Genomic DNA, 13,002 nt, shown 5'->3' with positions numbered 1-13,002 from the left:
AATAGGAGGCAAAAATTATGTCATTACAAACTCAAGACATCATAAGACGTTCAGCCACTAATCAACTGACACCAGCACCTAAAGCGCGCGATTTTCAACAAGAAGTTGCCAAATTGATTGATGTCACAACCTGCATTGGTTGTAAAGCGTGTCAAGTTGCTTGTGGCGAATGGAATGATCTTCGACCTGAAATTGGTAACACCGTTGGTGTTTATGATAATCCGGCTGATTTGGAACCCAAAGCTTGGACCGTCATGCGTTTTTCAGAAGTTGAAGTAAACGGTAAATTTGAATGGTTAATTCGTAAAGATGGATGTATGCACTGTAGCGATCCTGGATGCTTAAAAGCCTGTCCTGCAGAAGGTGCAATCATTCAATATGCCAATGGTATTGTTGATTTCCAATCAGAACATTGTATTGGTTGTGGTTACTGCGTTGCAGGTTGCCCATTCAATGTGCCACGAATTAGTAAAGAAGATAATCACGCTTATAAATGCACATTGTGTGTGGATCGCGTTGCGGTAGGTCAGGAACCGGCTTGTGTTAAAACTTGCCCAACAGGTGCAATTCATTTTGGTACCAAAGAAGACATGATTAATTATGCTGACAAACGGATTATTGACTTGAATAACCGTGGTTATAAAAATGCTGGACTGTATAATCCTGAAGGTGTCGGTGGTACACATGTCATGTATGTATTACATCATGCCGATCAACCTAACTTATATCATGGTTTACCGCAAGACCCGCATATTAGTGAAATTGTTAAATTCTGGAAAGGTACTTGGAAACCACTCTCTGCAGCCGCATTCGTTGCAACCTTTGCAGGCCTCGTTTTCCATTATATGGCTGCGGGTCCAATTGAAGTCGATGAAGACGATATCGAAAATGAAAAAGAGTTTGACAGACACGCTCGTCAAGCATTCATGGCAGATAAGTCAAAATCAACGTCATCTGTCATTGAGGGGAAACGTCATGAATAAAAATGGAATGATTTTAAGAACACCATTAATTGTCAGATTTTGTCACATCTGCATTGTGATATTATTTTTGCTAACAGCGTTATCAGGATTATCACTGTTCTTTCCATCAATTAAAGCTTTTGGTTTAGTACTCGGTACGCCACAACTCGTCAGAGAACTACACCCATTTTTGGGATGCATCATATTTATTTTATTAATGTTTATGTTAATTAAACTCGCACATCATAATATCCCCAATAAAGATGATGTACGTTGGATGAAACACATTGATAAAGTCATTGCAGGTAAAGAGCCAGAAGATATTCCAATCGGTAAATATAATGCTGGGCAAAAATTTCTGTTTTGGTGCATAATGAGTCTTATTAGTGTGTTACTTGTCACCGGATTTGTGATGTGGCGCCGCTATTTTTCTGATTATTTTTCAATTGAAATTATTCGTATTGCTATCTTTTTTCATTCTGTGGCGGCCATTGGCCTTATTTTACTCATTATTGGTCATGCTTACATGGCAATTTGGGTTAAAGGATCGATCAAAGGTATGATTACAGGTTATGTTTCTCGAGCTTGGGCTCGAAAAAACCACTCAAAATGGTATCATGACGAAATGAAAGCCGTGTATGAAGCAGAACAAAAAGCCCCCGCTGACGATAACCAAAATGCCGAACAAAAAACGGTATAATCAGTCGCTTTATTCACACTAAGCCAATATAACGGTGCACTTGCTTAATGAATATTAACAAGTTGCACCGATAAATAGTGCCATATCATTACGAACTCATCTAAATGTTCAAATCGGTTACTTTTAATAATAGGTTAAACATGAGTATTAATATTGTTCCACAAGAACAGCTAGCAGAGCAAAACGACAAAACCAGTATTATTAGTAAAATCCCATTACTATTTTATCCTAATCCGAAAACACTTTATCAGCATCGTGCTAAGCGTATGGCGTTTTTAGCCAAAGATAGTCCATTCACTGATTATCTTAACTTTTGTGCTAAAATCGTTTTGGAACAGGCGAAGTTAATTGAAAATTCACCGATTAAATGTGATCTTACAAATACAGTGGCATCTGCTGCACAGCAAAAGGTGGCACCATTATCAATCTCACATTATCCAGTCGATACGCAATGGATTGATTACCTATCTCCAATCATGGATGCCGTAGTAAACATCAACTCTGAGATTGATCAGACCATAGAGGCACTTGCACAAAATACCGTGCAACAACTTACAGATAAAGCAAATCTACTACGTAATGGTCAATTTGAACAAGTTAATAATAATGAAGCGTTATTTATCTGGTCTGCTATGTCTGTCTACTATAGTCAATTAGCACATCACCTTCCGGGGAAAGCGGTTGCACAAATGGGCGAACATCGTTGGCTATGCCCAGTTTGTCAAAGTAGCCCTGTCGCAAGTATTGTCCATCTTGGTAGTCATGTTGGTTTACGGTATTTACATTGTAGCTTGTGTGAAAGTGAATGGTATGTGCCAAGATCAAAATGTACCAACTGTGACAATATGGAAAATATTACTTATTATTCACTTGATGATGCATTATCTGCTGTCAAAACAGAATGTTGCGATCATTGCCATAGCTATCTAAAAGTTTTTAATCAAGAGCGTGATCCACACCTTGATATTATTGCAGATGACATTAACTCGTTAGTATTAGATATGGAAACAGAACAAGAGAAATTTGCGAAAAGTGGGGTAAATCCGTTATTATTATCAACATAATAATAATGAAGTACTCAATTTTAAGTGGATCAGATGCGCAAAACTTTCTTTCTCATAACCTTGGTTTGTTGCTTTTTCCCAATATTAGCTGTCGCTGATGAAAGTGATTATTCGTCAGCACAACTCGCCATTACTGATCCTCAATCACAGTTCGAACAAGCTCTTCAATATGATCGTATTGATGCTAGCCAAGAAGACCTCAATAATGCTTTGTTATGGTATCAAAAGGCCGCAGAGCAACACCATCAGCAAGCCGCATTTAATCTTGCGTCAATGCATGAAAAAGGCATTGGTACCATAAAAGATCCTGTAAAAGCTCTATACTGGTATCAAAGAGCCGTAACAGAAAACGTCAATATTGATACCAACAATCCTTACAACTTTTTACCCTTCTACTTAGCCGCTGCTACGCAAGGTAATGTTTATGCGCAATATAAATTAGCGATTATTTATGAACAAGGTACATATTACCAAACGGTGGATACTCAACAAGCTCTGCATTGGTATCAAAAAGCCGCTGAACAAAATTTTAGCGATGCGATGACGTCAATTGGTTATCTCTATGAAGAAAGTCCAGACCTTGAACAAGATTATCAAAAAGCGTTCTACTGGTATCAAAAAGCGGCATTATTAAACAATAAAATCGCGCAATATAATTTAGGGTTAATATATCAATACGGTAAAGGGCAAACCATTGATTATCCTCAAGCGGTTGAGTGGTATAATCAGTCTGCTGATCAAGGTTATGTGAGCGCAATGTTTGCACTCGCTTATCTTTATGAAGTGGGAAACAATATTCCCCAAGACTATAATAAAGCCATCATGTGGTATACCAAAGCTGCAGAATTAGGTCAGACTGATTGCCAATATAATTTAGCATTAATTTATGAATTTGGTAAAGGCGGCGTGACTATCAATAATGAAACCGCATTATACTGGTATACCAAAGCTGCTGAAAGTGGTGATGGTGATGCAATGGAAAGATTAGGCTATTTTTATCAGCAAGGTGACGCTGTCGAGCAAGATGATATTAAAGCTCTCTATTGGTATCAACAAGCTGCCGATGTGGGTAATATGAAAGCACAATACAATTTAGGTATCATCTATGAGTTTGGTTATGGCACAGAAATTAATTTGGATGATGCAAGTAAATGGTATTTATTGGCTGCCGACCAAGGATCAGTTAAAGCAATATTTAGAATGGGTTACCTCCATGAATCCGGTAAAATAAGTGCTATTGCCGATTACAATAAAGCCTTTTATTATTATGATAAGGCCGCCAACGAAGGTTATCCACCTGCACAAAATAATCTGGGTTATTTTTATGATAATGGCTATGGTGTAAAACAAGATCAACAACTTGCTTTATATTGGTATCAGCAAGCGGCTGAACAAAATGATGAAGTTGCTCAATATAATCTGGGATTATTTTATCAATATGGTAAAGCAGTGCCCAAGAATAAAGAGTCCGCGCTTTATTGGTACAAAAAATCAGCGGATAATGATTATGTCGATGCGATCGTCGCGGTTGCCAAACTCTACCAAAAACAATTTCGTAATCAACTTAAAGCCGCTTGGTGGTACACAAAGGCAGCCAAACAAGGCAATGCAGAAAGTGCCAATCAATTAGGTGTGTTTGAACAAAACAAAAAGAATTATAGTCAGGCGCTAGTTTGGTATACACAAGCAGCTGAAAACAACTACCTTGCCGCACAATATAATTTAGCAAACTTACTCTACGGTCATCCAATTAAAGAAAATGCACTGATAGAGGCTTATGCGTGGGCCTACATTGCCGATCAAAATGGCCATAAACAAGCTAAAAATATACTTAATTTAATTGCTGATAAACTGTCACCAAGTCATTTAGTTAAAGCGCAGCAACTTGCTGTTGATTATTTACAAAAATATAAAATTAAATAAAAGTACTTAACATTTAGTGTTATTCTCGCTACAATACAAAAATCATCGTACTAGTTTAGAGATACATTATGTTAAAACATCCTTTTTTATCGTTTTTAAAAACGAGTAGCCTAGTTGCTGCTATTATCATACCGATTTTTAGCTATGCAAATGAGATTAAACATGTCGCGATCACGGCGATTGTTGAACACCCTTCGCTTGATGAGATTCGTGATGGCGTAAAAGATGAGCTTAGCGCACAAGGTTATCAGCTAGGTAAAGACCTTAATGTGCAATATCAAAGTGCTCAAGGTAGCAGTGCAAATGCCGCACAAATCGCCAAACAATTTGTTGCCAATAAACCGGATGTGATTGTAGCCATTGCAACGCCAAGTGCACAAGCGGTTGCTGCCTCAACAAAAACAATTCCATTGGTTTTTGCTGGCATAACCGATCCGATTGCAGCAAAGCTGACCAAAAATTGGCAGCCTACTGGTACAAATATTACAGGTGTGTCTGATTATTTAGAATTAGCGCCACAAATTAGTTTTATGAAAACGATTGTGCCAAATCTGAAATCCGTCGGGTACATCTATAGCCCGGGTGAAATTAATTCAACTATTGTTTTAAAGCAGTTACAAGAGTTGTTAGCACTGCAAAATATCAATATTGTCGCGGTGCCAGCGCAAAGAACGGCCGATATCCCCACCGCGGCAAAAAGCTTAAAAGGTAAAGTCGATTTAATTTATACGACGACAGATAATAATGTCGTGTCAGCCTATGAATCATTAGTTAAGTTTGCTAATGAAAATAAAATTCCATTACTCGCATCATTCCCTGATGCCATAGAACGTGGTGCCGTAGCGGCATTTGGAATGAGTTATTATGACGTGGGTCGTCAATCGGGTAAGCTTGTTGTCCGTATTTTAAAAGGTGAAAAACCTGGTGATATCGCGCCAGAAACGGGGCAAGAAACTCATCTTGTCATTAATCTTGAAGCAGCTAAACGCCAAGGTGTTGTGTTACCCGAAGATGTGATTAAATCGGCTTACCGAGTGATTAACTCAAAATAATATGCGTATTATCGTTAAATAAAGACAATAGTGCCTTGGATTATCAAGGCATAATTGTAAAATTCATTGAGAATGTCATGTCATGGTTTATCAAATCCCAACATGGCTTGTTTAACAATTTGAGAAATTATGCACTTTAACCTGTTAAATGTTCGTCAAATCAACAAACTATCATCATTGAAATCAAGCTACCTCTGTTTTATATTATCATTTTAGGTTATCCTACTCATGATTGACATGATAGGAGGCAAAAATGACAGCCTTACCCCAAATTAAAACTGACGTTCTTATTATTGGTGCTGGACCATCAGGCTTGAGCTTAGCTCGTGTTTTAGCTACCAGCGGTTTAAAAATAACCTTAATTGAAAAGAACCCAGAATCCCTCTTACAAGATCCACCATTTGATGGACGTGATATTGCACTGACGCACTATTCACGTGAAGTCATGCAAGAGTTAGGAATGTGGCAACATATACCACAACAAGATATTTACCGGCTACGCGATGCTAAAGTGGTTAATGGTGTTTCTGATTATCAATTACACTTCCCTCAACCTGATACGGCTCGTGGTAAGCCTGCTGACTCGTTAGGTTTTTTAGTGAGTAATCATAATATTCGTAAAGCTGCCTATGCATCGATTCAGGGATATTCGAATATCACATTAATGTGTGAACATACAGCGACCGACGTCAAAACCACAAAAGAACATGCTTATGCAACCTTAGATAATGGGCAAATCATCGAGGCTCGTTTACTCGTTGCAGCTGACAGTCGATTATCACAAGTCCGTAACCAACTTGGTATTTCCGCTGATATTCATGATTTTGGACGGACTGTTATTGTGTTTCGAGTAAAGCATACTATTTCAAACAACCATAGCGCGTTTGAATGTTTCCATTACGGACGCACACTTGCTTTGCTACCACTTGAAGCTCACCTGACTAATTGCGTTATTACCATAAATAATGATAAAGCTGCCGAACTATTAAAATTGTCTCCTGAAGATCTAGCACGAGATGTTGAACAACAACTCAATGGTCATTTAGGTTCACTTTCAATGTGCAGTACTATTCATCATTACCCACTTGTGGGCGTTCACGCTAATGCATTTTATACTCAGCGAGCCGCTCTTATTGGTGATGCAGCGGTTGGCATGCACCCAGTGACCGCACACGGGTTTAATTTAGGACTACAAAGTGCAGTGTTGCTCGGTGAACGCGTAATAAAAGCCCATCAGCAAGGTAAAAGTATTGCCAGCCATAACTTACTTGCTCAATATCAGCAAAAGCATATCTTACATACTCGATTAATGTATCACGGCACAAATGCGATCGTATCACTTTTCACTAATGATACGCCTTATGCAAGAGCATTTCGTTCTATGGTTATTCGGGCAAGTGATCATCTACCACCATTAAAAAATTTAATTATCCGCCAACTGACTGGATAAGCGCCAATCACGAAATACATTAATCAAAGCGTTGTGTAAACAGCGCTTTTTTAATTGGGTCCTATTGGTAACGATAGTTAGCTTGTTGAGATGTGCTGTAATGTGTTCAAAAAGACGTGAACAATACTTTTGTTTTAGACCATAAACGCTTAAGCAACATCATTTATACTTTAAATATCATAGCATGATAGCTCAAAGCCCAAGTTATAGAATGTGATAATGATCATGCTATTTTCATTTTGAGATAATCGGTTATTAACGACCAAACGCGCCTACATGATTTGTTTATCCTAACATTAATCAGATAGTAAGATGAATGGGTTTGATGATGCTCTCTTTTCTGATTTTAATATTACGACATCTATCACCTTGATTATATTCCCCAAAAAGCATATTGAGTTTTTTTGATACTATAACTCTCTTTTTATTGTCTTTGAATAAAATTGTAAACAAATGTGTACAATTTTATACTCATTATCAAGCTGGATAATTTATGTGAATTAGTTTATATTAAGTATTCTTCCATTTTATTATTGTAATTTAAACTTTACAGGAAATCAAAATGCGTCATATTAAAAACCGCGTATTATCGTCAGTGATGCTTGCTGTTTGTGCATTAATCGTTCCTTTCACTGCATCCGCCGTAGAGCAAGAAATGAAATATGTTGCAATTACTGCAATCGTAGAACACCCCGCCTTAGATAACGTTAAAAAAGGTGTTGAGGATGAACTTAAAGATAACGGCTATATTGTTGGTGAAAACCTGAAATTACAGTATCAAAGTGCCCAAGGCAGTAGTGCAAATGCAGCGCAAATTGCCAAACAATTTGTTGCCAGTAAACCCGATGTTATTGTTGGAATTGCAACGCCGAGTTCACAAGCGTTAGCGGCAACAACCAAAACCATTCCAATTGTATTTACCGCAGTGACTGACCCCGTTGTTGCAAAACTCACACCAAGCTGGGATGCATCAAAAACGAATGTTACCGGCGTATCTGATGCATTAGCACTCGAAACACAAATTGATGTCATGATGAAGATCAAACCAAATTTAAAGACAATCGGTTATGTTTATAGTCCAGGTGAAGTTAATTCAACCATCGTATTAAAACAACTCCAAGAGATTTTAACACCAAAAGGGATTAAAGTTATTGCTGCCCCAGCCCAACGCACATCTGATATTCCAACTGCAGCCAGAAGTTTAAAAGGTAAAGTGGATTTAATTTATACGACTACCGATAACAATGTTGTGTCAGCATACGAATCGTTAGTCAAAGTGGCGAATGAAAGTAAAATTCCGTTAGTTGCATCGGATCCCGATTCAGCCGGTCGCGGTGCGATAGCTGCTTTAGGAATGAGCTACTATAATTTGGGTCGACAAGCTGGTAAAATTGTCATCCGTATATTAAATGGTGAAAACCCTGGTGATATTCCACCACAAGTAGGGAATGTTACACAATTAGTCATTAATACCAAAGCTGCTGAGCGTCAAGGTGTTGTGCTCTCAGATGAAATATTAAATATGGCGGCAGAAGTTGTTGAAAAATAAGGCCATATCAGGATAACTACCACTTACTCTAAGTGGTAGTATAAGAAGTTAGGATAATTAAATGTCATTTGAATTTTTTTTAGGATCTCTTGAAATAGGATTGATTTACGCTTTAGTGAGTTTGGGTGTATTCATCTCATTTCGTCTACTCGATTTTCCCGATTTAACTGCCGATGGAAGCTTTCCATTAGGTGGAGCTGTTTGTGGGTTGTGTTTGTATATTGGTATCGATCCATGGACCGCAACGATATTAGGTACATTTGCCGGTTGTATTGCTGGAATGGTAACGGGATGGCTTTACGTCAAACTCAATATCTTACAGTTACTATCCAGCATTATTGTCATGATTGCGCTATATTCGATTAATTTGCGTATTTTAGGATTAGCACCTTATATTATGGATGAAACTACCCGAATGGCGGGTTCACCAAACCTCTCATTACTTGATGCAACAACTATTTTTTCCCCCTTTATTAATGCTGATTATACTAACCAATATATTGTTCAGCCTTTAATGGTCCTTGGTTTTGTTGTTGTCTTTTGGTTGCTATTAAATAGTTTTTTAAATACTCAAAAAGGCTTAGCATTAAGAGCAACTGGCACGAATGCACGTATGGCAAAATCGCAAGGAATCCCAACGGGTGCCATGACAATTTTAGGTATGGCAATTTCAAATGGCTTAATTGCGCTTGGTGGTGCACTGTTTGTACAAACACAAGGTGGTGCAGATATTACAATTGGTGTGGGAACAATTGTAATTGGTCTTGCCTCGATTATTATTGGTGAAAGTATCTTCCCAGCTAAACGTATGTGGGTAATTACACTATCAGTTATTTTTGGCGCGATTTTATATCGACTCTTTATTGCGGTTGCGTTAGGTAACGAATTGTTACAAAGCATTGGTATTGGTACTGAAGATCTGAATTTAATCACTGCGGTATTAGTGGTTCTTGCATTAGTCTTGCCAAAACACTTAAAAAAATGGGCACACAAGCGAGGACGTAGAGCATGATCAAAGTTGAACAGTTACAATTAACCTTTAACGCGGGTACGCCAATTGAAAACCATGTGCTAAGAGGTCTAAATCTTAACATCAAAGAAGGCGAATTTGTGACGGTGATTGGTAGTAATGGTGCCGGTAAAAGTACGCTACTTAATGTCATTAGTGGGGATTTAATTTCTGATTCTGGCTATGTTATCATCAATGATAAAGATGTGACACGTTTACCCGCTTGGAAAAGAGCGGGAATGGTCGCGAGAGTATTTCAAGACCCAATGATTGGTACTTGCGAAAAACTCACTATCGAAGAAAATCTAGCACTCGCCTATAACCGTGGTAAAAAACAATGCTTAAAACCTGCTCTTAATCGTCATATTAGGGCATTATTTAAAGAAAAACTGAGTATTTTAAACTTAGGCTTAGAAAATCGCTTATCCGACATGATGGGACTATTATCAGGCGGACAAAGGCAAGCTGTTAGCTTATTAATGTCAACACTACAACCATCAAAGCTTTTATTGCTTGATGAACACACCGCTGCTTTAGATCCGAAAACAGCCCAGTTTGTTTTAGAGTTAACCAATCAAATCGTCCAAGAAAGTAAGTTAACCACCATGATGGTCACTCACTCCATGAAGCAAGCACTTGAATACGGTACTCGCACAGTTATGTTGCATCAAGGCCAAGTTGTATTAGATGTATCGGGTGATGAGCGTTCAAAAATGACCGTCAGTGATTTACTCAGTATGTTTGAAAAAACACGAGGTGAAGTTATCACCGATGATTCTTTATTGTTAGGTTAACATATTACAACCGCGGTACTAACCGCGGTTTACACCTTATATTATTCAACCAATGAAAGCTCATTGAGTTTATTTTGTACAACTGCCACACCAATCGGTAATAAAAATAAGCTAATTAATATTAATCCCCAATTGGTTTTTCTAATAGCCCCTTTTTTCTCATTAATTACATCATTTAAAACAATCAACATCACCGGCATCGCGAAAGGAACCAACAAAGCACTCCATCCAGCACCAAATGGCGTCATTAACTTAGCTGACTGGCTATAATAGCGAATATCACGATATGCCCTAACAAACCAAAAAATGAGATAAAAAGGAATGATAGTAGCTAACAAAAATGTAACTACAGGTTCATGATATGTTTTCCCAAAACTCTCAACATGTCTTAATGATGGATTTTCAGTAAATAATGTTTTTTTAATTGGTAATAAAAATAGTACCCCAGCAATAACTATGAATATATTGATGATGAAAACAATTTTATAACCTAATGAATCAACTAGTAAAGCCATTTCCACAGGAGCAATAAAATTACTCATCCATGTTACAGTTGATAGCAAGCCAAATGCTAATACAAAAAATTCAATACTATTGGTAGCTTTGGCAATATTTGCCGCAATAAATAAAGTAGATGCGCCGGTAGATAGCGCTATACAAAATAAACATATCGACATGATAAATAAATTATCACTAAATAAAGAGATGCCCAATAATGATAGTATCGCAATAGCAGAGAATACATAAAGTGCATAGTAGCTCTTTGTTCTACTGGCTACCCAAGCTGGAATAATAGCAAGAAACAAACCAACAGATCTAAAGCTCACTAAATAGCCAATATGATAATATGGGTATCCATACTCCGATACTAAAAATGGTGCAATATATGAAAATGTGACATTAATTAAATTGAGAAAAAAAATGAATATTATTAGTCCCCAAAATCTATAACTGCTAATTAAATCAGCCCAAGTCCATTCTGATTTGTTACTTATTATAGTGTCCATAATTACAACTCTCTTATTATTTAATTTAGTTTTTTTTATAAAGTTATATTCCAAATATATCTTTTTATTAACAATCTATTGGTAAATAAACATTATCTATGACTGATATACTCTTTTTCATATTCACGCGCTTTATTATCATCAAATAGATGTTCCCACCGTGCAATGACAATTGCAGCAAGCGCATTACCAATCACATTAACAACCGTTCGCCCCATATCTAAAATACGCTCAACCCCCATAATATAACCAATACCTTCTAGAGGGATTCCTACACTGCCCAATGTTGCAGACAGTACCAAAATTGAAGCGCCAGGCACGCCTGCGATCCCTTTTGAAGCAATCATTAAGGTTAAAACAATAATCACTTGCTGCATAATTGGTAATTCCATACCATATAGCTGTGCCAAGAAAATCACTGCAATACTTTGGTAAAGCGTAGAACCATCAAGATTAAATGAGTAACCCGTTGGAATCACAAAACTCGTCACCGATTTAGGTGCGCCATAGGCTTCCATCTTCTCAATAATTTTGGGTAAAGCTGTTTCAGAACTTGCTGTAGAAAAGGCAATAATGATCTCTTCTTTTAAAATACGTAGCAGCATAAAAATATTAAATTTACACAGTTTACAGACTAAACCAAGTACACCAAGTGTAAACACAATCATCGCGAGATATACAACAGCAACTAATTTTAACAATGGCATCAATGAACTAAATCCATATTTTGCAATCGTGACTGTCATGAGCGCAAATACACCAATAGGAGCATATCGCATAATGATATTGGTCACTTTAAACATTGTGTCAGAGATCACTTTTAAGAATGCAATAAAGGGTTCACGCTGTTTATCAGGTAATTGCATTAAGCCTAACCCTAAGAATACACAGAAGAAAATCACCGGTAAAATTTCACCATTACTCATTGCTTTAAATATATTAGCCGGAATCATATCTAAAATCATAACGATCAAACCATGTGGTTTATCACTGATTTCAGCGCTTTGTGTAATATATTTTGATACATCCGCATGACCTAATTGTGACAGACTAACGCCCTCACCAGGGCTAAAGACATTACCAAAAAATAGCCCGAGTAAAATGGCGATAGTGGTAATCACCTCAAAATACAAAATGGTCTTAAAGCCAAGTGTACCCAGTCGTTTCGATCCCCCTAAACCTGCAATACCTAAAGTTAAAGTACTTAAAATAATGGGTAGAACAATCATCTTAATGAGTCTAATAAAAATATCCCCAGCAGGCTGAAATATATTCACAATACTAAATTGATAATATGAATATAATGAATGAGACGGGTCTGCAATCATATGTAGCATTGCCCCAAATGCAATCCCGAATACCAGCGCAAATAAAATTTGCCAGGCTAAACTTTTAGTAAATTTTTTTAAAATCAAAGACATACCTATTCCTATAATAATTTAAAATGAGTTATTATTATTCAAAAAAAAAGATTAGTGGCTAGCTAATCTTT

At 37.2% G+C, this 13,002-nt stretch carries 11 protein-coding genes; 9 read left to right on the top strand and 2 right to left on the bottom strand.

The window, feature by feature from the left end; all coding sequences use genetic code 11:
* Positions 1-17: 17 nt before the first annotated feature.
* The 9 genes from fdxH (at position 18) to ABEA36_RS00350 (ending at position 10,503) form a co-directional block, all read left to right on the top strand.
* Complete coding sequence (gene fdxH, locus ABEA36_RS00390; RefSeq protein ID WP_345487562.1) at positions 18-983, top strand: formate dehydrogenase subunit beta; 966 nt, start codon at positions 18-20, stop codon at positions 981-983.
* Positions 976-1,662: a formate dehydrogenase subunit gamma gene (locus ABEA36_RS00385; protein ID WP_345487560.1), complete on the top strand. Its 687-nt coding sequence runs from the start codon at positions 976-978 to the stop codon at positions 1,660-1,662. Before fdxH ends, ABEA36_RS00385 begins: the two co-directional genes overlap by 8 nt.
* Positions 1,663-1,802: 140 nt before the next feature.
* A complete protein-coding gene (gene fdhE / locus ABEA36_RS00380; RefSeq protein ID WP_345487558.1) occupies positions 1,803-2,726 on the top strand; it encodes a formate dehydrogenase accessory protein FdhE in 924 nt (307 codons plus the stop codon).
* A 33-nt stretch (positions 2,727-2,759) separates the two neighbouring features.
* Positions 2,760-4,649 carry a tetratricopeptide repeat protein gene (locus tag ABEA36_RS00375; protein ID WP_345487556.1) on the top strand — a complete coding sequence of 630 codons (1,890 nt, stop codon included), beginning with the start codon at positions 2,760-2,762 and terminating at the stop codon, positions 4,647-4,649.
* A 68-nt stretch (positions 4,650-4,717) separates the two neighbouring features.
* Complete coding sequence (locus tag ABEA36_RS00370; protein ID WP_345487554.1) at positions 4,718-5,701, top strand: ABC transporter substrate-binding protein; 984 nt, start codon at positions 4,718-4,720, stop codon at positions 5,699-5,701.
* 253 nt (positions 5,702-5,954) lie between these two features.
* Positions 5,955-7,151 (top strand): 5-demethoxyubiquinol-8 5-hydroxylase UbiM, encoded by a 1,197-nt coding sequence (gene ubiM, locus ABEA36_RS00365; RefSeq protein WP_345487552.1) that lies wholly within the window; start codon positions 5,955-5,957, stop codon positions 7,149-7,151.
* A gap of 562 nt (positions 7,152-7,713) precedes the next feature.
* Positions 7,714-8,700, top strand: coding sequence for an ABC transporter substrate-binding protein (locus ABEA36_RS00360; RefSeq protein ID WP_425571832.1), 987 nt, complete (start codon positions 7,714-7,716; stop codon positions 8,698-8,700).
* A 61-nt stretch (positions 8,701-8,761) separates the two neighbouring features.
* Positions 8,762-9,712 (top strand): ABC transporter permease, encoded by a 951-nt coding sequence (locus ABEA36_RS00355; RefSeq protein ID WP_345487550.1) that lies wholly within the window; start codon positions 8,762-8,764, stop codon positions 9,710-9,712.
* The gene (locus tag ABEA36_RS00350) at positions 9,709-10,503 is read left to right on the top strand and encodes an ABC transporter ATP-binding protein (RefSeq protein WP_345487548.1); all 795 of its coding nucleotides are present in this window, start codon (positions 9,709-9,711) and stop codon (positions 10,501-10,503) included. The genes ABEA36_RS00355 and ABEA36_RS00350 overlap by 4 nt, the downstream gene beginning before the upstream one ends.
* A 41-nt stretch (positions 10,504-10,544) precedes the next feature.
* Here the strand turns inward: ABEA36_RS00350 and ABEA36_RS00345 are convergent, their stop codons facing one another.
* Positions 10,545-11,564, bottom strand: coding sequence for an MFS transporter (locus tag ABEA36_RS00345; RefSeq protein WP_345487546.1), 1,020 nt, complete (start codon positions 11,562-11,564; stop codon positions 10,545-10,547).
* Between the two features lie 38 nt (positions 11,565-11,602).
* A complete protein-coding gene (gene gltP / locus ABEA36_RS00340; protein ID WP_345487544.1) occupies positions 11,603-12,931 on the bottom strand; it encodes a glutamate/aspartate:proton symporter GltP in 1,329 nt (442 codons plus the stop codon).
* Between the last annotated feature and the right edge of the window lie 71 nt (positions 12,932-13,002).

This window comes from Orbus sasakiae, from assembly GCF_039542345.1.
Taxonomy (GTDB): Bacteria; Pseudomonadota; Gammaproteobacteria; order Enterobacterales; family Orbaceae; genus Orbus; species Orbus sasakiae.
The sequence above is the reverse complement of the archived record's forward strand: the minus strand, read 5'-3'. Positions and strand labels throughout refer to the sequence as shown.